At 57.6% G+C, this 24,974-nt stretch carries 24 protein-coding genes; 20 read left to right on the plus strand and 4 right to left on the minus strand.

The features are described 5' to 3' along the window. Positions 1 to 244: 244 nt before the first annotated feature. Positions 245 to 1,714, minus strand: coding sequence for a catalase (locus tag HKX41_02425; protein NNC23012.1), 1,470 nt, complete (start codon positions 1,712 to 1,714; stop codon positions 245 to 247). 60 nt (positions 1,715 to 1,774) lie between these two features. Continuing rightward, on the minus strand, positions 1,775 to 2,209 hold the full coding sequence (locus HKX41_02430) for a transcriptional repressor (protein NNC23013.1): 435 nt from the start codon (positions 2,207 to 2,209) through the stop codon (positions 1,775 to 1,777). 185 nt (positions 2,210 to 2,394) lie between these two features. On the opposite strand from HKX41_02430, the gene mutL reads away from it, so the two are divergent. From mutL to HKX41_02485, 11 genes are all read left to right on the plus strand, one after another. Then, complete coding sequence (gene mutL / locus HKX41_02435) at positions 2,395 to 4,233, plus strand: DNA mismatch repair endonuclease MutL (GenBank protein NNC23014.1); 1,839 nt, start codon at positions 2,395 to 2,397, stop codon at positions 4,231 to 4,233. 35 nt (positions 4,234 to 4,268) lie between these two features. Continuing rightward, positions 4,269 to 5,174, plus strand: coding sequence for a tRNA (adenosine(37)-N6)-dimethylallyltransferase MiaA (gene miaA / locus HKX41_02440; GenBank protein NNC23015.1), 906 nt, complete (start codon positions 4,269 to 4,271; stop codon positions 5,172 to 5,174). 67 nt (positions 5,175 to 5,241) lie between these two features. After that, positions 5,242 to 5,511 carry an RNA chaperone Hfq gene (hfq, locus tag HKX41_02445; GenBank protein NNC23016.1) on the plus strand — a complete coding sequence of 90 codons (270 nt, stop codon included), beginning with the start codon at positions 5,242 to 5,244 and terminating at the stop codon, positions 5,509 to 5,511. A 26-nt stretch (positions 5,512 to 5,537) separates the two neighbouring features. Further along, positions 5,538 to 6,860 (plus strand): GTPase HflX, encoded by a 1,323-nt coding sequence (gene hflX / locus HKX41_02450; GenBank protein ID NNC23017.1) that lies wholly within the window; start codon positions 5,538 to 5,540, stop codon positions 6,858 to 6,860. A gap of 102 nt (positions 6,861 to 6,962) precedes the next feature. Next, positions 6,963 to 8,375, plus strand: coding sequence for a protease modulator HflK (locus HKX41_02455; GenBank protein ID NNC23018.1), 1,413 nt, complete (start codon positions 6,963 to 6,965; stop codon positions 8,373 to 8,375). Continuing rightward, a complete protein-coding gene (locus HKX41_02460) occupies positions 8,372 to 9,289 on the plus strand; it encodes a protease modulator HflC (protein NNC23019.1) in 918 nt (305 codons plus the stop codon). The genes HKX41_02455 and HKX41_02460 overlap by 4 nt, the downstream gene beginning before the upstream one ends. Positions 9,290 to 9,352: 63 nt before the next feature. After that, the gene (locus HKX41_02465; GenBank protein NNC23020.1) at positions 9,353 to 9,484 is read left to right on the plus strand and encodes a DUF2065 domain-containing protein; all 132 of its coding nucleotides are present in this window, start codon (positions 9,353 to 9,355) and stop codon (positions 9,482 to 9,484) included. A 26-nt stretch (positions 9,485 to 9,510) separates the two neighbouring features. Beyond that, on the plus strand, positions 9,511 to 10,740 hold the full coding sequence (locus HKX41_02470; protein ID NNC23021.1) for an ATP phosphoribosyltransferase regulatory subunit: 1,230 nt from the start codon (positions 9,511 to 9,513) through the stop codon (positions 10,738 to 10,740). 4 nt (positions 10,741 to 10,744) lie between these two features. Next, the gene (locus HKX41_02475; GenBank protein NNC23022.1) at positions 10,745 to 12,037 is read left to right on the plus strand and encodes an adenylosuccinate synthase; all 1,293 of its coding nucleotides are present in this window, start codon (positions 10,745 to 10,747) and stop codon (positions 12,035 to 12,037) included. Positions 12,038 to 12,173: 136 nt separating this feature from the next. Further along, positions 12,174 to 13,043 carry a zinc metalloprotease HtpX gene (gene htpX / locus HKX41_02480; protein ID NNC23023.1) on the plus strand — a complete coding sequence of 290 codons (870 nt, stop codon included), beginning with the start codon at positions 12,174 to 12,176 and terminating at the stop codon, positions 13,041 to 13,043. Between the two features lie 294 nt (positions 13,044 to 13,337). After that, a complete protein-coding gene (locus HKX41_02485) occupies positions 13,338 to 14,636 on the plus strand; it encodes an NAD(P)/FAD-dependent oxidoreductase (protein ID NNC23024.1) in 1,299 nt (432 codons plus the stop codon). Positions 14,637 to 15,486: 850 nt separating this feature from the next. On the opposite strand, the gene HKX41_02490 is transcribed toward HKX41_02485, so the two are convergent. Beyond that, on the minus strand, positions 15,487 to 16,680 hold the full coding sequence (locus HKX41_02490; GenBank protein NNC23025.1) for an OmpA family protein: 1,194 nt from the start codon (positions 16,678 to 16,680) through the stop codon (positions 15,487 to 15,489). Positions 16,681 to 16,834: 154 nt separating this feature from the next. On the opposite strand from HKX41_02490, the gene prfB reads away from it, so the two are divergent. Continuing rightward, positions 16,835 to 17,936, plus strand: a protein-coding gene (gene prfB, locus HKX41_02495) for a peptide chain release factor 2 (GenBank protein NNC23026.1) whose coding sequence is annotated in 2 segments (ribosomal slippage) — positions 16,835 to 16,909 and positions 16,911 to 17,936 — 1,101 coding nt in all. Because the reading frame shifts where the segments join, the coding sequence is not laid out codon by codon here. A 28-nt stretch (positions 17,937 to 17,964) separates the two neighbouring features. Beyond that, positions 17,965 to 19,467 carry a lysine--tRNA ligase gene (lysS, locus tag HKX41_02500; protein ID NNC23027.1) on the plus strand — a complete coding sequence of 501 codons (1,503 nt, stop codon included), beginning with the start codon at positions 17,965 to 17,967 and terminating at the stop codon, positions 19,465 to 19,467. A gap of 16 nt (positions 19,468 to 19,483) precedes the next feature. On the opposite strand, the gene HKX41_02505 is transcribed toward lysS, so the two are convergent. Beyond that, positions 19,484 to 20,380, minus strand: coding sequence for a folate-binding protein YgfZ (locus tag HKX41_02505; GenBank protein ID NNC23028.1), 897 nt, complete (start codon positions 20,378 to 20,380; stop codon positions 19,484 to 19,486). A 101-nt stretch (positions 20,381 to 20,481) separates the two neighbouring features. Here HKX41_02505 and HKX41_02510 point away from each other — a divergent pair, with 101 nt between their 5' ends. The 7 genes from HKX41_02510 to HKX41_02540 all read left to right on the plus strand — a co-directional run bounded on the left by HKX41_02510 (position 20,482) and on the right by HKX41_02540 (position 24,935). Further along, positions 20,482 to 20,676, plus strand: a complete 195-nt coding sequence (locus tag HKX41_02510) for a DUF1674 domain-containing protein (protein ID NNC23029.1) — start codon at positions 20,482 to 20,484, stop codon at positions 20,674 to 20,676. A gap of 81 nt (positions 20,677 to 20,757) precedes the next feature. Next, a complete protein-coding gene (gene sdhC / locus HKX41_02515) occupies positions 20,758 to 21,144 on the plus strand; it encodes a succinate dehydrogenase, cytochrome b556 subunit (protein NNC23030.1) in 387 nt (128 codons plus the stop codon). Positions 21,145 to 21,172: 28 nt separating this feature from the next. Further along, the gene (gene sdhD, locus HKX41_02520) at positions 21,173 to 21,556 is read left to right on the plus strand and encodes a succinate dehydrogenase, hydrophobic membrane anchor protein (protein NNC23031.1); all 384 of its coding nucleotides are present in this window, start codon (positions 21,173 to 21,175) and stop codon (positions 21,554 to 21,556) included. 9 nt (positions 21,557 to 21,565) lie between these two features. After that, positions 21,566 to 23,356, plus strand: coding sequence for a succinate dehydrogenase flavoprotein subunit (locus tag HKX41_02525; protein ID NNC23032.1), 1,791 nt, complete (start codon positions 21,566 to 21,568; stop codon positions 23,354 to 23,356). 36 nt (positions 23,357 to 23,392) lie between these two features. Continuing rightward, positions 23,393 to 24,172: a succinate dehydrogenase iron-sulfur subunit gene (locus HKX41_02530; protein NNC23033.1), complete on the plus strand. Its 780-nt coding sequence runs from the start codon at positions 23,393 to 23,395 to the stop codon at positions 24,170 to 24,172. 54 nt (positions 24,173 to 24,226) lie between these two features. After that, entirely contained in the window at positions 24,227 to 24,493 is a 267-nt protein-coding gene (locus HKX41_02535; protein NNC23034.1) for a succinate dehydrogenase assembly factor 2, read from the plus strand. Between the two features lie 19 nt (positions 24,494 to 24,512). Continuing rightward, positions 24,513 to 24,935, plus strand: a complete 423-nt coding sequence (locus HKX41_02540) for a hypothetical protein (GenBank protein ID NNC23035.1) — start codon at positions 24,513 to 24,515, stop codon at positions 24,933 to 24,935. The last annotated feature ends 39 nt before the right edge of the window (positions 24,936 to 24,974 follow it).

A 24,974-nucleotide genomic window follows, 5' to 3' on the forward strand; every position in this document is an offset into this window, starting at 1 on the left:
GCCGATTATGTCGCGCGGTTCTAGCTGAAATTGCCGGCTGTTCGTCTTCTGGGCCTGGCTGCGGGCAAGCGCCTGGGGGTTCATTGGGCGTATTCTTGCTAGCGACTTTGGCCCTATCTACTGACGCGTATTATCTCGGGATAGGGGCGGCGTTGTCAGCACCGTCTGAGTTCGTTCTGGCAGGCAAAAAACGGCGCGCCGAAAACGACGCGCCGTTGGATGGGCGAGAAAGGTTGACTGCGTGCTATGCAGCCTTGCTTTGCTCGTCGCGAACGCCTTTCTCGATGCGCTCGCCAATCGTTTGATCGACGTTTTTCCAGTAATCGAACGCCCGTTGCAGGATCGGCTCGGTTACGCCACCGCAAAGATGGCCAACGACGTTATTGACAAGCCGCTCGCGCGCGGCCTCATCCATCACTTTATTGACTAAATCGTTGGCCTGATTAAAGTCACCGTCGTCGGCACGCAGCGTATAGGCCGCGCGCTGCATCTCGCCGCTGGCGTCCCAGACGTTGTCTTGCGGATGTGCGCTTGGATCCGCCTGGGGGCCGCCTTTGGTGTTCGGTGCGTAGACCGGATCGTTCACCTTCTGGATGCGCATGGCACCGCCTTTGGTGTAGCTATTCACCGGCGCTTTCGGCACGTTGACCGGAATCTGTTTGTAATTCACGCCTAGGCGGGCCCGGTGGGCATCCGCGTAGGAAATCGTGCGTGCCAGCAACATTTTGTCTGGTGACACGCCGGTGCCCGGCACCATATTATTGGGCTCGAACGCCGCCTGCTCGATTTCCGAGTGGAAATCGGTCGGGTTGCTATTGAGCGTCATCGTGCCGACCTTGTGCAGCGGATAGTCCTCGTGTGGCCAAACCTTGGTTAGGTCGAACGGGCTGATCCGATAGGTTTTGGCGTCCTCGTACGGCATGATCTGGACATAGAGGGTCCAGGTCGGATAGTCGCCACGCCCGATGGCGTCGAACAGATCCCGCCGATGGTAGTCGTTGTCGGTGGCACACATTTCGTCGGCCTGATCTTGGGTCAGACACTTGATGCCCTGATCGGTTTTGAAGTGGTACTTCACCCAGAAGCGTTCGCCGTCGGCATTAACCCACATGTAGGTGTGGCTGGAATAGCCATTCATGTGGCGCCAGGTTGCCGGAATACCACGATCACCCATGAGCCAGGTAACCTGGTGGGCCGATTGCGGCGATTGGGTCCAGAAGTCCCATTGCATGTCATGATCGCGCAAGCCGTTGTCGGCCCGGCGTTTTTGCGAATGGATGAAGTGTTGAAACTTCATTGGATCACGCACGAAGAAGACGGGCGTGTTATTGCCCACCATGTCGAAGTTGCCTTCTTCGGTGTAGAACTTCAGTGCGAAACCTCTCGGATCGCGCCAGGTGTCCGGGCTGCCGGATTCGCCGGCAACGGTCGAAAAGCGCGCAACCATTTCGGTTTTTTTGCCTTTCTGGAGAAAGTCAGCCTTGGTGTAGGCACTAAGATCTTCGGTCACTTCAAAGTGCCCAAAGGCGCCGCCGCCTTTGGCGTGCGGTTGGCGGTCGGGGATCATCTCCCGGTTGAATGCAGCCATTTGCTCCATGAGAAAATGGTCGTGCATAACGATCGGGCCATCGTTGCCTACCGTCAGCGAATTTTCATCGCTCGGGTAAGGCTCGCCAGCCGCCGTTGTCTCGGTATTTTGGGTTTTGCCAGTCATGGTTTTGCTCCTCGTCATTGTTGATGACAGTAGCCACGGTTATAAATCGTGGCGTCGCTCCTATGAATGAGGGGGGTTGCCGTGGCAGTCAGGGCAGCGACCCCAGAACACCACCTCGGCTTCGTCGAGTTCGAAGCCGTGATTCTGCGACGGCTCAAGGCAGGGTTGACCATTGGCAACGCAATCGACGTCATCGATCCGGCCGCAGTCGCGGCAGATCATATGGTGATGGTTATCACCAGCACGACGTTCGAAGCGTGCGGGGTGGCCCGCGGGCTTGATCTGTCGAACCAGTTGGGCATCGACGCAGTTGGTCAGAACGTCGTAAACGGCTTGCTTGGAAATCGATCCCAGCCGCTCATGAACACCGGCGTGTACTTGATCAGCCGTCGCATGTGGGTGATCGACCAGCCATTCGAGTACAGCGCGACGATGCGCGGTAATGCGTAGTCCGCTTTGACGTAGCAGTGTAGTTGCCGAGGTGTGTGCGGTCATCGAAGATTATGTTGATTTATTTTTTTTAATGAGTCAAGAAAACGCGATGCGATTTTGTTGCCGCTCGAGTTTCCCCGGGCAAGACCCTGTCCGGGGAAGCCGTTGATGCGATATCTGGCTTTGCTAGTGGCCGCGTATTGGCCGACACTAGTGCGAATCTTTTCCCGCACTTGAGGTGGCTTTGAATGTCGATTCATCCGTTGGATGACCAGTTAATCAGCCAGATTGCTGCTGGCGAAGTCGTCGAACGGCCAGCATCGGTGGTCAAGGAGCTCGTGGAAAACAGCCTCGATGCCGATGCCACTAACATTCGTATCGAGATCGAGCAGGGCGGCTTACGCTATATCGGTGTCGCGGACGACGGTCGGGGTATCAGTGCGGACGAATTGCGACTGGCCCTGGCGCGCCACGCGACCAGCAAAATCGATAGCCTGGCGACGCTTGAAGCGGCACCGTACCTTGGGTTTCGTGGTGAAGCACTGGCCAGTATCGCGAGTGTCGCGTCCTTACGTTTGAGTGCCCGATCAGTGGAAGCAGGGCATGGCTCGGTCGTGGATGCCAGCACACCGGGCGATATTCGTCCGGCAGCACTTGAGCAAGGGACACGCTGCGAGGTGTTCGAGTTGTTCAGCCAGGTGCCGGCACGGCGTAAATTCTTAAAAACAGCGGCCACCGAGTTTCGCCACATCCAGCGCGTGTTTAACCAATTGGCGTTATCACGCTTCGATGTAGGGTTTTCACTCATCCATGACAATACCTGCCGGGTCGCATTGCCCCCTGCAACTGAGCGTCAGGCGATAGTCGAACGGATAGGTAAAGTCGTTGGTACTGGGTTCGTCGAGCACGCGATCGCTTTGGACGAAGCTGTCGACGGCATGCGTTTAAGTGGTTGGTTGGCAACACCGGGGCTATCTCGCGCCCGCGCCGATCTGCAGTACTGCTTTGTCAACGAGCGACCCGTGCGCGATCCGGTTATCAACCACGCCGTGCGCGAAGCCTATCGCGATCTGTTGCATAGCCAGCGTTATCCGGCGTTCATCCTCTATCTCGAAATCGACGCGGCCGCGATTGATGTCAACGCGCATCCGGCCAAATCCGAGATCCGTTTCCGCCAGAGTCGGCCGACGCATGAATTTGTACGTCGCAGCGTCGCGCGTGCGCTGGCCGCCAACGAGACTCAATCGACTGGCGCGCATACCACGGATCTGCCGGTTGTCGAATCGCCCGCGCATCGCCCGGGTGACACCGCAACTAACCAAAGCCATGCAGCTATCTCGGCACCGAGAGAGGCGAGTGTTGCCGGCTATCCGGATAAGGCATACACGAGCCAGTATCAGTTTCAAATGCCGGCGGAGCCCTTGGGTGTTCAGGAGGTGCCAGATACGCAGCCGGATACGGCACCGGCAGGAGGCAGCGATACGCTGGGGCACGCACTCGGGCAGATCCATGACATCTTCATTCTGGCCGAAAATGAACAGGGTTTGATTGTGGTCGACATGCATGCGGCCCACGAGCGTGTACTCTACGAGCAATTAAAGACCAATCACGCGCGCGGTGCGTTGGCATCGTCACGCTTACTTGTGCCGGCCGCCCTGGATTTGGAGCCGGGTGGCGCCGAGGCGCTCGAGGCGTATCAAGACACGGTCGCCCATTTAGGCTTCGAAATAACGCCGAGCGCGCCTGACAAGGCGCGCATCACTGCAATACCTGAGTTGCTGACCGAGCGCGATTATATTGGCTTGGCTGGTGACCTCGTCGCACAGTTGATTGGCGAAAACACGTCTGGTGAAACAACGGGCGATGGCGCTGATGCCCACATTCGCGGTGTGGTTGATGGCGTTCTTGCCGATATCGGATGCAAGGCGGCCGTTAAGGCCGGGCATCGGCTAACGATTACTGAAATGAATCAACTGCTGCAGGATATGGCGCACACACACCACGCCGGCCATTGTAATCATGGCCGACCGAGCTGGATCCAGGTTGACCGTGCCGGACTGGATCGACTTTTCATGCGTGGCCAGTGACGCCGGTTTCGCGCCAGCCACCGCTCGTCTGGCTGATGGGGCCGACCGCTTCGGGCAAGAGTGAGCTCGCGGTATCGGTGGCCGAAAAGCTAAACGCTGAAATCGTGTCGGTGGATTCCGCGATGGTTTACCGCGGGATGGATATTGGAACAGCGAAACCATCGTGTGCGACACGCCGGCGTGTGCCACATACGTTGATCGACATACGCGACCCTTGGGTGGATTATTCAGCTGCTGAGTTTCGTGCAGACGCATTATCGGAAATCGACCGAATCCATGCGGCCGGGCGACCGGCGCTACTGGTCGGTGGCACTTCACTCTATTTTCGTGCGTTGGAGTTTGGGTTAAGCGATCTACCCAGTCGCGATGAAGCGGTGCGCGCAGAGATTCGTTCCGAAGCCGAAACGGTCGGTTGGCAGGCGTTGCACGCGCGTTTGGCACACTTCGATCCGATACGAGCCAACGAAATTCATCCCAACGACCGCCAGCGTATTGAACGAGCATTGGAGATTGTTCGTGTTACTGGCCGCCCACCGAGTGCTCAACGCGCAACAGGCCAGGGTGAGTCCATCTTGGGGAACCGATGTTGCAAGATTGTTGTCGCACCGGACAGCCGTGCTGAGCTTCATACTCGGATCGAACAGCGTTTCACCGAAATGTTGGCAAGCGGTTTTCTCGAGGAGGTTGAAACACTGGTTCAGAACCCGAACTTATCAATCAATAATGCAGCAGCTCGAGCGGTCGGGTATCGACAACTCTGGCCGGTCGTGCTGGGTGAAATAAGTCTCGATGATGGTGTGTATGGCGCCAAGAAAGCGACGCGTCAACTGGCCAAGCGCCAACTGACCTGGTTGCGTCGTCAAGCCGATACGGACTGGTTGATCAGTGGCCGCGCGAGCAATCGTGATCAAATATTATCAACGATTGATCGTTTTTTTTGACCTGATCGGGAGCGGCCGCAACGGGCCGGTATCATTAGGAAAAATAAGCTTTTATAGGAGTTGCAGCATGGCGAAAGGCCAGTCCCTACAAGAACCATTTTTGAACACCTTGCGTAAAGAACGCGTTCAGGTGTCGATCTATCTAGTCAACGGCATCAAGCTACAGGGACAGATTGACTCATTCGACTCGTTCGTCGTGCTGTTACGAAACGCAGTCAGCCAAATGGTCTATAAACACGCCATTTCGACTATCGTGCCCGCACGCAACGTTCGTATTGACAAGGTCGACGATGATGAAGCGGTCGAGGATATGTCAGTTGAAGATGAGTCGATGTAAATTGACCGCGGACCGGTCGCTGCGGCGTGTTTGAACGTCCGGCGATCGGGCAGACCGCTGTTATCGTTCATGTCGCCTTCGGCGAGCGTGACTACAGCGAGGCTGATCGCGAGTTCCGCGAACTTGTTCGTTCGGCCGATGCCGATGTAAAAGCGCATATCGGCGGTAGTCGTTTGTCGCCGGACCCGCGTTATTTCGTTGGTGGCGGCAAAGCCGATGATATCGCGGCCGCAATCACCGACAACAACGCCGCACTGGCGGTCTTTAACCACGACCTGTCGCCGAGTCAGGAGCGTAACCTCGAAAAACGTTTGGGGGCCCGAGTGCTCGATCGAGCCGGCCTCATTCTTGATATCTTTTCGCGGCGAGCGCGCTCGCACGAGGGCAAACTTCAAGTCGAGCTGGCCCAGCTGCGGCATTTGGCGACGCGGCTGGTGCGAGGCTGGTCGCATCTCGAGCGCCAACGCGGCGGTATCGGACTCCGTGGCCCAGGCGAAACGCAGCTAGAAGTCGACCGTCGATTGGTCGATGATCGTATTGCGCTTTTGCAAAAACGCCTACGCAAAGTTGCCGTACAGCGCGATCAGAGTGCGTCGGCGCGTCGGCATGTCAGCAACCCGCTGGTGTCGATGGTGGGCTATACCAACGCCGGCAAATCGACACTGTTCAATATGCTGACCGATACGAGCGCGTATACGGCGGATAAACTATTCGCCACGCTCGATCCAACGTTACGTCGTATGTCGGTCGACGTCGGCGATCCTTTGATTGTCAGCGATACGGTGGGCTTTATACGCGACCTGCCACATGAATTGATCGCGGCATTTCGGGCCACCCTGGAACAGACGCGTGACGCCGATTTGCTATTGCATGTCGTCGACGTGTCCAATCCGGAACAGCGCGATCAGATGCGCGAAGTCGAAACCGTGCTGACTGAGATCGGTGCCGGTCAGTTGCCAGTCATGGCGGTCTACAACAAAATCGATCAATTAGCCGAATGCGAGCCACGTGTCGAAGTCGACACCGATGGTCATCCAGTGCGAGCTTTTGTATCGGCAGAAACCGGCGAGGGCGTCGCAGCATTGCGCGAAGCGTTGGGTCAGCGTTGTCGACCCGACATCAGGCGTGAGCGTCTCGAGATACCGGCTGCGGCTGGCCGACTGCGAGCTGACATTTATGAGTTGGGCCAAGTGACCGAAGAGACAGGAACGGCCAATGGCAATCTGATCCTGGATGTTACGGCCTCGATCGGTGATCTCGAAGCCGCAGCATCACGAGCCGGCTGGTCGTTGTCGCAGCTAAGAGACGCCGATGATCAGTTGACGAGCGTGGATAATGCCGCAGGATGAAGTTCGTCAGCGCAGCATGAAGCATGCCGGCGGACACAATATTCGACAGGGCCAAGGTCGACCGCTAGAATTGCGGCGCATGTATGGTCAGAGTGACGTTTAATGGCGTGGAATGAGCCTGGAGGCGGAGGTAATAAGAATCCTTGGTCTGGCGGTGGGAACAACAAGAACAATAGCGGCCCGCCCGACCTAGACGAACTCTGGCGACGGCTCCGAGCCAAGCTAACGGGCGGCGCAAATGGTGACCGCGGCAGCGGTGGTAACGGCGGTTCTTCCGGCGTTAGTGGTGCATTGCTTGGCGCCATCATCGCCGTAATCATTGTCGTCTGGCTGTTAACGGGACTGTATGTCGTGCAGCCGGGTGAAAAGGGCGTTGTGCTTCGCTTCGGGGAATATACACATACGTCGGCGCCGGGCTGGCACTGGCGTGTCCCGTATCCTGTTGACAGTGTTTACAAAGTGGATACGCAGAAGGTTCGCAGCGCCAGCAAGCGCGCGGTGATGCTGACCACGCACGAAAACTACGTCGACGTCAAAGTCGCTGTTCAATATCGCGTTTCGAACGCGATGCACTACTTATTCCGGCTGCGCGAACCCGATATGACGGTGCTGCACGTGTTGCGCGCGGCGGTCCGTTCAGTGGTCGGAAATAGCAGCATGAATGAGGTTATTCAGGAAGGCGTCGACGTCCAAAGCCTGAAACAGGAAGCCGATAAGAAAGTCGACCTGAAAAAGGAAAAGCAATCGAGCGAGCCGCAAGAGTCGCCGATGGCTAATCTGGACGACGAGCTCGTGAGTAAAATCAAGGCGCAGCTCAAGCAGCAGCCGAAGATTACCAACCGATCGCGGGCAACTCTGCATACCAACATCAAGAAATTAATGCAGTATCGGCTCGATCAATACGAGGCCGGTATTGAGATTATGAGCGTTAACGTGAAGTACGCTCAGCCGCCAGAGCCGGTGCAAAACGCATTTGAAGAGGCAATCAAGGCGCGCGAGCAGAAAGTCAACAAGAAAAACACGGCGCGCGCTTACGCCCGCGCCCTTGTCGCGAGAGCGCAGGGCGAGAAAGCCCAGACCGTGGCCAAGGCCAAGGCGTATAAACAGCGCACAGTGGCACGTTCCGAAGGTCAGGCAGCGCGTTTTGCGAAGCTCGAATCTCAGTACGAAAATGCGCCGAACGTCACGCGTGACCGGCTCTATCTGCAAACCATGAGCAAAGTGCTGGGCAACAGTCACGTGATTCTCAATTCCGGCGGTCAAGGATCGATGAATTATCTACCGCTGGAACAAGTGCTCTCGGAAAAGACTGAAGCAGCAAAGCGTCAGCAGTCCTCGGATAATGAATCGGGTAGCCAGAATATGGCGGAGCCTGGTGACAGTCCCGCGCTGCCCGAGCCGATGACGAACGGTGACCATGGTTCATCGAATACGAATGCGTCGTCAGGTAATAACGGGCAGCAGACGAATCAATCGTCCGATAATAGTCTTCGAAACCGGAACCGCAATCGATGACGGGTAAACAGATCGCTGGCTTGGTCATCGCGGTAATCGCGGTGGTCGTTGCCTATAATTCGTATTTCGTAGTTACACCGCGCGAGCGCATCGTGCTGGTACAGATGGGCGACATCGTTGGCTCGAATTACCCGCCCGGATTGCACTTCAAGGTGCCTTTCATTCAGCAAGAGCATAACTTCGATCGGCGGATCCGGGCTCTGACCGGCAACATCGATCGTGTGCTGACCGCAGAAAGCAAGAACCTTGCTGTTAAATATTATGTGAAATGGCGCATCAATGACACGGTCGACTATTATCTGTCGACACACGGCAGTGCGCAGCGTGCCCAGGGGCTGCTCTCCGATCTGGTCAAAAACGATCTGCTGGCCGCGTTCTCAAAACGAACCATCGAGCAGGCGGTTGGCAATCAGCGTGATCAGATTCTCGCCGCGGTTGCCGTTCAAGTGAATAAGGATGCCAAGCAATACGGCATGCATGTGGCTGATGTTCGCATCATGAAATTGAACTTGCCGGAGCAAGTCAGCAAGTCGGTATACAAACGCATGCGGTCCAAACGCGAAGAGGTCATCAAGGCACTGCGTGCTGAAGGTGATGCCGCGGGTAAGGAAATTCGCTCGGATGCGCGGCGTGCGCGGACCGAGATTCTGGCCAAAGCTTATCGCAAGGCGGAAAAGCTGAAAGGCGCGGGCGATGCCAAGGCTGCTCGTATATACGCCAAGGCTTATAAGCAGAATCCGGAGTTCTATACCTTCTATCGGAGCCTGCAGCTCTATCGAAACAATATTGGATCGGGCGATCTTCTGCTGCTCAAGCCGAACGGAAAGCTGTTCCAGTTTTTCAATCCGCTGTCGCGTGACTCCGAAATGGGCAAATCGTCAAACGCGGCCAAGTCTAAGTCGAATAGCTCCTGATCTAACGTGGCTTGGGCCGACCTTTTTCGGGCGTTAGCGCTCGTTTGTGTCATCGAAGGATTGATGCCATTCCTGGCCCCCGATCGGTGGCGTAATACGTTGGCGCAGTTGACCGAAGTCGACCCACGGCAGATACGCGTTTTCGGCGGCGCACTGGTTATGGTTGGGCTGGTCGCGTTACAGCTCATCGCATAGCACCACTAAGGACCGAGGAAACACGCATGGCCGAGTCTCTCGATCTCTCGCAGGTCTCGTTCGAGCGGCTGTTGTTGCCGGAGGGCGTGCCTGAGACGTTGCCGCCGACATCGTGGCAATTAGAATGCGCGCGGCGTGATCTGCTCGATCTATATTGGCGTTGGGGGTTTGATCTCGTACGGCCGCCGCTGATCGAGTATCTCGACTCGCTTCTGACCGGCGCTGGTGCCGACCTTGATCTTCAGACGTTCAAGCTGACTGATCAGGTCAATGGTCGGACGCTCGGCGTGCGCTCGGATATGACGACGCAGATCGCCCGCATCGACGCCCAGCGATTCGCTACGACCGGTTCGGCACGCTACTGTTACATCGGCAGCGTCCTGCATACACGGACTGAAGAGCCGGGTGGTTCTCGCGCACCGCTGCAGATCGGTGCCGAGAAATTTGGTGACGCCAGTCTGTCAGCTGACGTCGAAATTCTGTCGTTGATGCTTGAATCGCTGCGGCTGATGGGCATCGTCGGTGTCGGCATCGATTTAGGTCATGTTCAAGTGTATCGACGGCTGGTCGAGCGCGCCAAACTGGATGTGCACACTGAAGCGCGGCTGTTCGACATCGTCCAACGAAAATCGCGCCCCGATCTCGATGCATTGGTGAGCGAAGGCGTACTCGACACACGAACGCATGCGCGTTTCGCCGCGGTCATCGATCTTAATGGCGATAGCGAGACACTGGCGCGGGCGCGGCAGGTCATCGGTGGGATCGACAATGCGATCGATGCGGCAATCGAGGAACTGGCATCGATAGTCGGGGCGATTCAACGCCGCTATCCCGAGCGCGCCATTTTCATCGATTTTGCCGAACTGCGCGGTTATCGTTACAAGACGGGGCTGTTATTTGCTGCGTTCGCCCCAGGCCACGGTCGGGAACTGGCACGCGGCGGTCGCTACGACAACGTCGGCGAAGCATTTGGCCATGGACGGCCTGCTACCGGCTTCTCAGCGGATCTCAACGTTCTCGCGGCATTGGGCGAGATAAACATTGAAACGACCGCGACAACGATAGTGGCGCCGATGCTTGAGGACGAAGCGTTGGATGCCGAGATTGCCCGGCTGCGTAACGCAGGGTGGCGCGTCGTAGTCGATAGCGATGATTCAGCTGACCCGGGTCGGCCGGACGAAAACTGCGCATACAGATTGGTGTATAGCGATGACGACACATGGCAATTGGCGCCAATAACTGGAGTTGGAGAATAAGATCATGAGCCGGCGCATTGTGGTTATCGGAAGCCAATGGGGCGACGAAGGTAAGGGTAAGATCGCCGACATGCTGACTGGGCGTGCCCGGCATGTGGTGCGTTTTCAGGGCGGGCACAACGCCGGTCATACGCTGGTCATCGACGGCCAGACCACGGTTTTACGCCTGATTCCGTCGGGTATTTTGCACGCCGGTACGACCAATCACATCGCCAATGGTGTGGTCGTGTCGCCGAGTGCGCTCGCGGCCGAGCGTGCCGAGTTGGAAGCACGCGACGTACCGGTTGCCGACCGACTGCGGATCAGCTCGGAATGTTCGCTTATCCTGCCGAGTCATGTGTCACTTGACGCTGCCCGCGAATCCGGCGCTCGGCAAGCTGCGCTCGGTACGACCGGGCGTGGCATCGGCCCCGCTTACGAAGACAAGGTGGCCCGACGCGGATTGCGGGTTGGCGACCTGTTCAATCCATCCAGGTTACGCGAGCGCTTGGAGGTCGCGCTGGATTACCACAACTTCGTGCTGACACAGTATTATCAAGTCGATGCCGTCGATTACCAGCAAACCTGCGACGACCTGCTGGCACATGCGGAGGCCCTCAAACCGATCACGACCGATGTAACCAACGCGCTCAGAGGCGCGTGCATGGCTGGCGACTCGATTCTATTCGAGGGTGCCCAAGGGGCGTTACTCGATATTGATCACGGCACTTATCCCTTCGTGACGTCGTCGAATACAATCGCTGGCGGGGCGTCGACTGGAACCGGTGTGGGTCCGGGCTATATCGATGATGTCATCGGCGTCGTCAAAGCTTATACAACCCGCGTCGGCGGCGGACCATTCCCGACCGAGCAAGACAACGCGACCGGTCGGCATCTCGCCGAACGCGGTAACGAATTCGGTTCTGTTACCGGTCGGCCGAGGCGTTGCGGTTGGTTCGATGCCGCCGCATTACGGCGAAGTGCGTTCAACAATGGCTTGTCCAGCCTAGGTGTCACCAAGCTCGACGTGCTGGACAAGCTCGAGTCTATCCGAGTTTGTATTGGCTATCAGCTGGACGGTCAGAGACTGGATTTCGCGCCAGCCGGGGCCGATGTGCTGGCACGCTGCGAGCCAATCTACGAAGATTTGCCAGGTTGGCAGTCGGACACATCCGGTGTGCGAGAACTTGCCGAACTACCGCCCAACGCGCGGGCCTATCTGGACCGCTTGGCCGAACTGGTGGACACACCGATCGATATTGTATCGACGGGCGCGGATCGTACCGACGCAATCGTTTGTCGCGATCCGTTCGGCTAAGCGGTCGAGCGAGTTCGTGGTTGTAGGCCAATATCACGTCTACTGAGCTACGCTTGATTTAAAACAGACGCGCGCCAAGGATTGGCTTTATCAGGATTCGTCGCCATATTTACGACATACGTAAAGAGGGGGCCTTATGAATATTGTCAAGACGACGTTTTTGCTTACCGGCCTTACAGTGTTGCTGGTGCTTATCGGCAGTGCACTTGGCGGCACCGCCGGCATGGTTCTCGCGTTGGTCGTGGCCGGTGCGATGAATCTCGGTAGCTACTGGTTTTCCGACCGGATGGTACTGCGAATGAACGACGCGCGTGCGGTTGATCGCGACAGCGCGCCCAAACTCTATCGCTTGGTCGAAGAGCTCGTGCAGAACGCGGGACTGCCGATGCCCGCGGTTTATATCGTGGACGCCGAAGCGCCGAACGCGTTTGCTACCGGCCGCAATCCGGAACACGCGGCCGTGGCGGTAACGACTGGGTTGCTGCGAACCATGAGCCGTGAAGAAATGAAAGGAGTGCTGGCCCACGAACTGGCTCACGTTCGCCATCGTGACACGTTGATTAGCGCACTGGCTGCAACGATCGCTGGTGCGGTTGCCATGATCGCCAATATCGCCCAATTCGCGATGTTGTTCGGTGGCATGCGCGGCGAGGACGACGAAGGGCCGGGCGGTATGATCGGGAGTCTGCTCCTTTTGATCGTCGCGCCCATCGCGGCATCGCTTATCCAACTGGCAATTTCACGCTCGCGCGAGTTTGGTGCGGACGCGGGCGGTGCTGAGATCGCTGGCAGTCCCGACGGTCTGGCCAGTGCACTCGCGAAATTGGAATCGGCCAATCGCCAACAACCAGTTCAAAGTGCTGAGAAAAATCCGGCGACGGCTCATCTGTTTATCGTCAACCCGCTTAGCGCTAAAGGGTTTAGCAAATTATTCGCCACGCATCCATCGACCGAGGAGCGAATCGCCCGCCTACACAAGATGGGGCAATCGTACATGCGGGTATAATCACTCGCCGTGGGCCGTTGGTGGATTGATTGGTACCAACGGATCGCCTTCCGGACACGGTGGTGCGCCCAATGCTGGATTCATATGCGTGCCGGCCAGAATATCCGGTATTGGTTGGGTTCGACGCGGGCGTTAATATCGGCTTGATGTAGTAGCGGCTCGTTCTGCCGTCGGCGCCGACGCCAAGCAAGTAAAATCGAGGCGCTTGACCGGGGTGGATGGAATTTTGATCGACCGTCGAAAGGTTGCTTCTGGTTCGCCCGGTATCTGACTTATTCCATAACTGGACATATGATGGAAACGCCAAGAATCGTTGTGGTCGGCGGTGGCGCCGGCGGTCTCGAGCTGGCTTCGCGGCTGGGGAAACGGCTGGGTCGCCGGGACAAGGCCCAGATTACGTTGGTCGACCGTGATTCGACCCATATCTGGAAGCCGCTGCTCCACGAAGTCGCCACCGGCGTGCTCGACCAGAGTTTGGATGAAACAGCGTATCAAGGCCATGGCGCCCAACACGGTTACGATTACCAACTGGGCACATTGACCGGTATTGATCGTACGGCCCGCGAAGTCGAACTGGCATCGCTACACGACGACGACGGCAATGAATTACTCAGTGAGCGTCGGCTTGGCTATGACTATCTCGTGCTCGCATTGGGCAGTATATCCAATGACTTTGGAACGCCCGGCGTCGCCGACCACTGCTATTTTCTAGACAGCGCGTCTCAGGCCGAAGCCTTTCGACGTGCCATGCTCAACACCTTCCTGCGCTATGGAGACGGCGAGGGCAGTGAGCGACCTTGCTTATCGATCGCGATCGTCGGGGGTGGCGCTACGGGCGTCGAACTTTCGGCTGAACTGCTCGGTGCGACCGAAATGCTGAAAAGCTACGGCTATTCGGGGATTGGCCGCGATCAACTCCAGGTCCATCTGATCGAAGCTGCGCCGCGTCTGCTGCCAGCATTGCCAGCACGTATCGGCCATGCCGTTCACCGACAACTGGAAAAAATGGGGATCCAAATTCACCTGGAAACGAAGATCACCCAGGCGGATGCACATGGTTTTAATACCGCGGATGAGCAGCGCATCGACGCGGATTTGACGGTCTGGGCCGCCGGGGTGCGTGGCGCCGACGTGTTGGCGAATCTAGGCTTGTCGACCGCAGCGAATAATCGAATCGATGTGCACCAGACGCTTCAGAGCGTGGACGACGAGCGTATTTTCGCCATCGGAGATTGTGCCGCCTGTCCGCAAGGCAATGACAGGATGGTGCCACCAAGGGCTCAGGCCGCGCACCAGATGGCTGATACGCTCTACGGCAATCTGCGTGCGGCTATTGCTGATAAGCCATTGAAGTTATTTCACTATCGCGATTTGGGATCGCTTATTTCACTATCTCATTTCGATGCTGTGGGCAACTTGATGACATCGGCCACGAAAGGCCATTTGTTCATCGAAGGGCGTCTAGCCAAACTCTTTTACGTCTCGCTTTATCGGATGCACCAGCGGGCGATTCACGGCACGTTCAACACATTGTTGAAAGTCGTAGTTGACCGGCTTAACCGTGTCCTGCGGCCGAATCTCAAGCTCCATTGATAAGGTTGTTCCTCAAGCTTCGAGGCTCCATGTCTCAACTTGGAAGTGACAATCCCATTTGGTGGCCGATCATGACTCTTGAGTGCTTGCCCATAATCGATCCTTAGTAAAGCCCCTGCTTCAAGGCGGACTCCTCTAGCTCACGTTTCGATAAACCAAGCTGCGCTGGATGCACGTATACAAAAAATAGTCGTTATCGGCAGGATGCAAGGCTCGCCCCATGGAAGCCGTGGCTCTAGATTGGGTGCCAAACGGGCGATTCGCGCCCAGCGTCACTTGGTTTGCATATGCCACTGATGCGCCGCTCATGAACGCGACTCCACATCAGGAATAGCGATCAATGGTCAATTCGTCGCGATTTCATTGATTGTTGAACTGTGACTGTACGTAGATCACAGGGATAGTTCATACCCGTGGCTTCGTCGCCTTGATGGCATGGAACTCCTCGTTCGCAGCGCGGCGAATCCCCTTTCGAGGCATTCTGTGGAATGCAAGATATGTACACGCCCGGGCCACTTCGGCGATGGACGCAGTGCTGTCTCTGGTATCTGCCGGAAGCGGGGGCTGCGTGTTTTCCCAAGTAGGAGTGGTTTTCGTGGAAACCAGATCACCTATAACCCGTTATCGGGATTGGACCCGTCAAACTGGTAGGGGAATAACTGGTCCGGCGCGCTTAAGTGGAAGGCGGTCAATCATTAAAGCCGCTATCCCTATTGGATAACGATGGTGATTGGCAACGGTTTCTAACCGAGCTCGCGAGCCTCATCGCTTGCTTAGAGGCGCGATTTATACACATAAAAAAGCCCGGACGCGCGGACGCGCCCGGGCTTTGTCGAAACGGTATATGGCCTTACTGGTTAGGGCCGTCGGTTACCGTGATTTCGACGCGGCGGTTCTTAGCACGACCCGCCTTGGTTTTATTAGTGGTTACCGGGTTTTTCTCACCGTGGCCTTTGGCGCCGGTGATCCGGGATCCGCTAATTTGGTGGTTAAGCAGATAGCTCTTCACGGAGTCGGTACGACGCTGCGATAGCCCCAGGTTATAGCTCTGTGGGCCGACGCTGTCGGTATAGCCGTCTAGACGGAAATCGACTTCCGGTGATTGCTGTAGTGCGCTGACCACGTTCTGCAGCCGACGGTTCGCTTGATCCGTCAGGCTCGAGTTGTCGAACCGGAAGGTTACGCCCTTGAGTTCGACTGGTTCCGGCTTGGTCTGCTTGATTTGACAGCCCTTGGCGTTGACTTCAGCGCCGGGTGCAGTGTCCGGGCACTGATCATTTTTGTTCAGCACGCCGTCGTTGTCACTGTCTTTCGGCTGCGGCTCGGGGGCCGGTTCGGTGCTGGTCGCTTGCGGTGCTGCACCGAGTGGGATTTGCAGACCCAACGACAAGATGTTGTCGCCGAATTTAGCATCGCTTAAGTGCTGACCCATCGTGTTAGATGAGCTGTTGACGTCGGTGTAGCGATAGCGCCACTCGGCCCGCACTTTGATGCCGTAATCCGTGATCGGGTACACATAGCCAATACCGGCATCCAGATACCGGGTGAACTCACGATTCGACGATTGCGTCTCTAGGTTGCCGTTGCTGCTGCCCTCGGGCGTGTTAACGCCGTGCTGGCCGAACGAGGCACCCAACAGCCCGTAGATCGGGAAGGTGTTGCGTGCGGGGAACAACATGGCATCGACACCAACGCCCCAGATCGAGCCTTTCCCGGTTTTGTGGTTGCCATCTAGTGCAGTGCCACTATTGCGGACTTTAGCGGTCTGGCTTGGATTGAAGTAGAAACCGTAAAGTTCCAGGTTCAACCATTTGTTGATTGGCTTACCAAGTGCCAGCGTGCCCCCGGGAACATTATCCCGCTCGAGCTTGCCATCGGGGTTATGGGTGATTGTGTCATCATCGAAAAAGCCGTAACTGACCATGGGCGCAATGTAGACACGCTTGTCCATCGGCTTATCAGCGTTAGCGGCAAACGCACCGCCTGATAGCGCCAGACTGATGGTGCCGGCCACACTGGCCGCCATGACTCGCTTGGTATTCATTTCTTCTCCTCTTACTCGTGGGTCGCCGCGGCATACGCCGCATAACTTATTAGTTATAATTTTCGCATAGCGTATCAGACCTTCGTCTGATGCCACCATAGCCTACCCAAATTTTTTCGCTTCAGCTTTGCTGTTGGCAGCTAAACGGTGACCCATGGCCGAAGAAAACACGCGTACGTCACGAATCGATACGCTGCGCGTTCGACTAGACAAACTCTGGGGGTATCTTTGACGTTGCTGACAAGCAGGACCGGTTAACCGAAATAGAAGCCGAACTCGCGCGCGGCGAGATTTGGGCCGATTCACCAGGGCGGGCGCAGCAGTTCGAGCGTGAGCGCGCGCAGTTGGCTGGGACGGTCGAGCCGCTCAAGCGCGCGTCGGCCACGCTCGATGATTGCGCCGAGTTGATTGAACTCGCAGCAACTGAAGCGGCTGGCGATGTGCTGGCCGATGTCGATGAATCACTGGCTGGCGTGGAAACAACGATCGAAGATCTGGAACTACGCCAGATGTTTTCGGGCGAGGCCGACGAATCGAATGCGTTTGTCGAGATCCAAGGCGGGTCTGGCGGCACAGAAGCCCAAGACTGGGCTGAAATGTTACTCCGGATGTATCTGCGTTGGTGCGAACACCGCGGTTTCGAGACCGAGATCACCGAATATTCGCCCGGCGATGTGGCTGGCATAAAAAGTGCGACATTTGCGGTGCGCGGCGACCATGCCTACGGTTGGCTGCGCACGGAGACTGGTGTCCACCGGCTTGTGCGCAAATCGCCGTTCGATTCGGGGGCACGCCGACATACATCGTTTGCGGCTGTGTTCGTGTCGCCAGAGATTGATGACTCGGTCGCCATCGAAATCGACCCATCCGAGCTTAGAACGGATGTCTATCGTGCTAGTGGCGCGGGTGGTCAGCATGTCAATCGCACCGAGTCGGCCGTGCGCATAACCCATGAGCCGACTGGCACCGTGGTGCAATGTCAGGCGAGTCGCTCACAACATAGCAATCGGGCGACGGCCATGACGCAGCTACGTGCCAAGCTTTACGAACGTGAAATGGCACGCCGCCGCGCCGAAGCCGAGGCAACCGAGGCCAACAAGGACGATATCGGCTGGGGCAGCCAGATCCGCTCCTACGTTCTGGATGCGGGGCGTATCAAGGATGTGCGCACCGGTGTTGAAGTTGGCAACACACAGAAAGTGCTCGATGGCGACTTGGATGAATTCATCGCCGCCGCGCTCAAACAGGGATATTGAACAACAATGGTTGGAATGAGGTCGATTAATGAGCGATAACGCCGAGCAGACCGGCGGCGACGATACGTTGGTGGCCCAGCGCAAGGAAAAGCTTGCATCGTTGCGGGCGTCGGGCCGGGTTTTCGGTAATGATTTCCGACCAAGTGCGCTAGCGGATACGCTGCAACGCGAGAATGCGGATTGCGACGGCGAGGCGCTGGACGCGCGCGGCGAGCATGTGGCCGTGGCCGGCCGCGTCTTGGCGCGTCGTGTCATGGGGCGTCTCAGTTTCGCCACGCTTCAGGATCGAAGTGGCAAGATCCAATTGATGGTCATGCGCGATGCACTAGGCGATGACGCGTACCAGGCGTTCAAATCGCTTGATATCGGCGACATTCTTGGCGTTGAAGGTACGTTGACCCGCACGAACAAAGGTGAGTTATCGGTCCGCGCGGACCGGGTCGAGCTGCTGACCAAATCACTGCGGCCATTGCCCGAGAAATGGCACGGTTTAACCGACCGCGAAGCTCGCTACCGGCAACGCTACGTCGACCTCATCATGAATCCGGATGTTCGCTCGGTGTTTGCCGCACGGAGTGCGTTGATCCATCGACTACGTAGTTTTTTCGTCGAACGCGATTTCCTCGAAGTCGAAACCCCGATGCTCCAGGCCATTCCCGGCGGAGCCGCGGCCCGGCCATTTGTGACGCATTACAACGCGCTTGAGCATGATTTCTACTTGCGCGTGGCACCGGAGCTTTATCTCAAGCGCCTTGTTGTCGGCGGTCTCGAGCGTGTGTTCGAAGTCAACCGCAATTTTCGCAATGAAGGTTTGTCGACTCGGCATAACCCCGAGTTCACGATGCTGGAGTTCTATCAGGCCTATGCCGACTATGCCGACCTGATGGATTTGATCGAAAGTCTACTCGGCGACTTGTCGCAACTGATTCGCGATACGCATGCCTCAGCACGCACCGACGAGGCGGTCGATTTGGGCCGTGACTTCGAACGGTTGACGATGACTGAGGCCGTGGCTCGATACGCGCCGGGTGCGGCGGCAACCGACTTGACCGATCAGGCGTCGCTCGCCCGCTTGGCCGGTTCGCTGGGTATCGACGGCGAAACGCATTGGGACCGCGGCCAATGGCTCACGGCGGTGTTCGAGTCCGCTGTCGAGTCGAAATTGGAAGCGCCCACGTTTATCACCGATTACCCGGCCAGCGTGTCGCCGCTGGCGCGCCGGCGTGACGACGATCCGGAAATCGCTGAACGTTTTGAGCTATTCGTCGCCGGTCGCGAGATTGCCAATGGCTTTTCGGAATTGAACGACGCCGAAGACCAGGCTGAGCGCTTCCGTGCCCAAGCTGCATCCAAAGCCGGCGGGGACGATGAGGCTATGTATTACGATGCCGATTATGTCGAGGCATTGGAATACGGCCTACCGCCGACCGCTGGCGCGGGGATCGGCATCGACCGGCTTTTGATGCTGTTGACCGGCCAAGGCTCGATCCGGGACGTATTGCTATTTCCGCAGTTACGCCCCGAGAAGTAGCTGGTTGCGGAACGATTCAGGCGGGGCGCACGTCGGCCGGCGTCGCATAAGGGAGTGCCAACGGGGTGAGTTCGGTGTCGCCGATGGCCAGGCTCGGCGCGTCAACCGCGCCGGTCTTGAGAACCGCCAACAGGCGACCTTCGGTGGACTCGGCGCCGGGTAGGCCGGCCACGCGCACCACGGTGCCGCGCACCTTGCCGTCAGCGTTGGTCACCTCATCACCAGCGTTCGGGCGTGTGCCGCGCCAGCTCAGACGAAAAATACGTTGAGTCAGTCGGCCACGGTTTTGTAGCCGAGCGATAACTTCTTGTCCCGGGAAACAGCCTTTGTCGAAATCCAGTGCGCCGAGCCAGTGCAGGTTGAGCATCTGCGATACGAACATGGCGCGGGTTGCGGTGGTAATTATGGGCACGCCGGCATCGACACGTGCCAACTGAAACCAGTCGGTGGCCGTCGAAAAGGCCTCGGTTAGCTCATGCTCGGATTCATGCGGCGACAACACCAATGCCAATGGTGAGTGATCCGTTGTCGCCAACCCAAGCACCACCCAGTTCGATGCAGCGCGCTGCGTACCGGCCGGAGGTGCGTCGCTGTGCATGTGTGCGGTCACCCGATGGCTGGCACGTAAATCCGTGATCTCAACTCGGGCACGCAGTACGAACATTCGCAGGCGCTGAATCAGCCCGTCGAGCAGATCGGTGCTAGAAAATAGGTGGAAGCCGCCGTCGAAAGGTGCGACGTAGAATAGGGCGATTGTGTTGCCCTGTGCGTCGCACCAGCCTGCAAAGCCAAATGTCTCGGTGCTCATGGTCGAGACATTGACGGTTAGCTGGGCGTCGAGGAAATCGACGGCGTCTGCGCCCGTGATGCGCAATGCGCCAAGCTCTGGGTTATCGATCGCGTGGTCGGTCATTTCTACATTCCGTTGTATAATGCAGCATATCTTAACGAGGTCGCCAAGCAGACGTCGGCGTATAGATTGTCACACCGGCGGGGCAGGTCTAGACTGCGCACATGGATAAGCCAAGTTCCGAATCGCCAGCCACATCCGAGTCCGCCGCCGAGGATAACGAGTCGGCGGCGAACAGCGAAGGTGACGCGTCCAACCAATGGTCGGCCGAGCGTCCTGCTGAATACGGTGGTCGGCGCGGTTTGGATCCGGTCCGCTACGGCGATTGGGAAAAAAACGGGCGCTGTATCGATTTTTAATGTCGACTGCAACTGAGGATAAAGTCATTGGCAGTGGCGTCCAGCCTCTTTTGACACCGTGTAACAACAGCGAATAACACCATGGCCCGACCCGCGAACGCACCGCTTTCTCCGCATCTTCAGATCTATCGCTGGCCGATATCGATGTTTACGTCGATCGCCCACCGGGCATCGGGCATCGTGTTGTCCGTCGGCACCGTCTTTCTGGCGGTCTGGCTCGTATCTGCAGCCATGGGGCCGGCCGCTTTTGCCGACATCAATGGCATTGCGGCAGCTTGGTACGGCCAGCTGTTGATGGTTGGCTGGTCGTTCGCGCTGTTCTATCACCTGTGCAATGGCGTGCGGCATTTGGTTTGGGATACTGGCATCGGGTTACGGCTGAGCGACGCTCGTATCACCGGCTATGTCGCGATCGCCGTGGCTGCCGGATTAACCATCATCACCTGGGTTTTTGCGCTGGCGCTTTAAGCGTCGGCCCAACAGACACGGATCCGATATGACCAATACGACACAATCGCCGCTGGCCGGCGCACGCGGGCTCGGTAGTGCCAAAACGGGTGTTACACACTGGTGGATGCAGCGAGTCACGGCTGTTGCCCTGGTGCCGTTGACGCTCTGGTTCGTGGCCAGTCTTGCTGCCCATCTGGGCGCCGACTACGCCAGCGTAATGAACTGGTTGACGTCGCCGCTTTCCGCCACGTTGATGATGATCTATCTAGCCGCGATCTTTTACCACGCTCAACTTGGCTTGCAGGTTATCGTCGAGGACTACGTCCACACCGAATTCGTAAAATTCGCCCTCATTATCGGCCTGCAATTCGCCAACACGCTACTGGGCGTGGCGTCGATCGTGTCGGTGTTTATTCTTCTCACGGGCTGACTTTTTGCCATGAACGACCAATACGAAATTATCGATCATCAACACGACGTCGTCGTCGTGGGTGCCGGTGGCGCCGGCCTGCGCGCCGTGCGCGGTCTGGCCGATGCAGGTTTGAGTACAGCCTGTGTGACCAAGGTTTTCCCAACGCGGAGCCATACGGTGGCGGCCCAGGGGGGTATTGCCTCGGCACTCGGCAACATGGGCGAAGACGATTGGCGTTGGCACGCCTACGACACGGTCAAAGGCAGCGACTGGCTGGGCGACCAAGACGCGATCGAACATCTAACCAAGGAAGCGATCCCATCGATCGTGGAGCTGGAACACGATGGTGTGCCGTTCTCGCGACTGGATAACGGCAAGATTTACCAGCGGCCGTTCGGCGGCATGACCACCCACTATGGCCAGGGTCAGGCCGAGCGGACCTGCGCCGCGGCCGACCGAACCGGCCATGCGTTATTGCATACGCTCTATCAACAGTCGCTCAAGGCCCGTGCTGAATTCTTTGTCGAGTTTTTCGCGACCGATCTGCTGACTACCGAAGATGGCGAGATCAAAGGCGTTCTCGCTTGGGATTTGCAGGGTGGCCGGCTTCATCGATTCCGTGGCCATCAAGTGATTCTGGCAACTGGCGGCTATGGTCGAGCCTATTTTTCCTGCACTTCGGCGCATACTTGCACCGGCGACGGCATGGGCATGGCCCTTCGAGCCGGCGTGCCGTTGCAGGATCCCGAGTTCGTGCAGTTCCATCCAACAGGTGTTTACGGTGCGGGTTGCCTCATCACCGAAGGCGCACGCGGCGAGGGTGGTTATCTGACCAATGGCAACGGTGAGCGTTTCATGGAACGTTACGCGCCGAACGCCAAGGATCTAGCCTCCCGAGATGTCGTTAGCCGTGCCATGACGGTCGAGATCAACGAAGGTCGTGGGGTCGGCGAAAACGCCGACCACATCATGCTGCATCTCGAGCATCTAGGCCCCGAAGTGTTGCACGAGCGTCTGCCGGGTATTACCGAGACTGCTGAAATCTTTTCTGGTGTCGATGCAACCAAGGATCCCATTCCGGTGCTGCCAACCGTGCATTACTGCATGGGTGGTATTCCGACCAATCCTTTCGGTGAAGTCGTAACCAAGGACGGTGACGACCCGGACAGCCTCGTGCCTGGCTTAATGGCCGTGGGTGAAACCGCTTGTGTATCAGTGCATGGCGCGAACCGGTTGGGCTCCAATGCGTTGCTCGACCTGGTGGTGTTCGGCCGTGCGGCGGCTAAGCGTTGCACGGAGTTGATAACGCCGGGGGCACGCCACCACGCCGACATTAGTGCCTCCGAACAACAAGCGCTCGAGCGATTCGATGCGCTACGTTATGCCAATGGATCGACGCCCACCGCTGAACTGCGCGCCAGCCTGCAGAATTCGATGCAGACCTACGCTGCCGTATTCCGCAACACCGAGAACCTGGCCAAGGGCGTCAATAAAATCGCTGAAGAAGTCCAGTCTTTCAGCGACGTCCACGTTAGCGATCGCTCCATGACTTGGAATAGTGATCTGGTGGAAACCATGGAGTTGCAGAATCTGCTGGAGTGCGCGATTTGCACGGTCAACGCGGCGAGCAACCGAACTGAGAGCCGCGGCGCACACGCGCATGAAGAGTACACCGAGCGCGACGATGAAAACTGGATCAAGCACACCTTGACCTGGTACCAGGGGGGCACGGACGTCGAAATCGACTATCGGCCAGTTCATATGAACCCGATGACCGACGAGATGGCCTATATCCCGCCCAAGGAACGTGTCTACTAGTGTGCCGCGCCGCCCGGCATTCGATGGAGTCGAGCCATGAGTAAATTCCGCCTGCCCCAAAATTCCCGGATCAGCAAAGGCCGCGTTTTCGCAGCGCCTGCGGATGCGACTAACACCAAGACGTTCCGGATCTATCGCTTCGAGCCGGAATCGGGGGAGAACCCGCGCGTCGATCGGTTTACCATCGATCTGGACCGGTGCGGCCCGATGGTTCTGGATGCCGTCATCAAAATCAAGAACGAATACGACGCCACGCTGGCATTCCGGCGTTCGTGCCGGGAGGGCGTCTGTGGCTCCTGCGCGTTCAATATTGACGGCAAGAACACGCTGGCCTGTACGACGCGGATTACCGACATCGACGGCGATGTCGCGATCTATCCGCTGCCGCACATGCCGGTGGTCAAAGACCTGATTCCGGATCTGACACATTTCTATGCCCAGCTCGAATCGGTCGAGCCATGGCTCAAGACCGACAGCGCAGCGCCTTCGCGCGAACGGCTGCAAAGTCCAGAGGAGCGCGAACAACTCGACGGTCTGTACGAGTGCATTCTATGTGCGTGCTGTTCCACCGCCTGCCCGAGCTACTGGTGGAACCCCGATAAGTATCTGGGGCCGGCGGTTCTGCTGCAGGCTTATCGCTGGATCGTCGACTCGCGTGACGAGGCCACTGGCCAACGCCTGGACGAGCTCGAAGACCCATTCAAGTTATACCGTTGCCATACCATCATGAACTGCACGGACACTTGTCCCAAAGGTTTAAACCCGGCCAAGGCCATCGCTGAGACCAAAAAATTAATGGTTGAGCGCCGGGGATAGTGATTGTCGGCGGCTATAGCAGGCACGGTTAACAGGGCGATCTGAATGCAGGCCATGCGAAGCGAACCCGCCGAGGAAAAATCGCGCGTTCGCTGGCACTGCCGGCGTGGCATGAAGGAACTCGACGTGCTGCTCGAGCGCTTTATGGTCACCGATTACGATGGCCTGACCGTGGCCGAGCATCAGGCGCTGTGTCACTTGCTCGACAATGTCGATCCCGACCTCTATATGATGATCATGGGGCGTATGGCGGCCGCCAGCGATACCGAGGCGCAGTTGCTCGCACGTATCCGGGCACATAAAAAACCCGCCGGCACGTGAAGCTCGTTCGTGCACAGTCGTGACCGAGCCGCTTGATGTAGTCATTGCGCGGTCGGCCGTGCTGACCGCGATCATACTGGTAGTTCATCTCACGGCACTGGCGATTGCGTGTTACATGGCCATCTTCCGCCCGAGCTTCGTGATACTGGTTCCGATGATCGTCTGGTCGGCCTGGCATGCGTGCCGTGCTGGAGCGGTTGAACGTTTCCAGCTGGATCCGGGGATGGTTTGTCATGTCTGGATGCGTGACGGTCATCGCGCGACCGGAACACTGGCGCATGCTGCAGTCTACGGTGCGTCGGCGGCCACTTTGGTTATGGCGTTCCGCGGCCCCGAGCCTCGCGTGCAACGTCTGCTGATAACCGCGGATGCGCTCGATACGGCAACATTCCGTCGTTTACGGATGTGGCTGCGTGTCTATGGCGATGTCACAGTCCGATAATGGCTCGATAGTTTGGAGCATTGCACTGATTAATTATGC

The organism is Salifodinibacter halophilus (genome assembly GCA_012999515.1).
Taxonomy (GTDB): Bacteria; Pseudomonadota; Gammaproteobacteria; order Nevskiales; family Salinisphaeraceae; genus Salifodinibacter; species Salifodinibacter halophilus.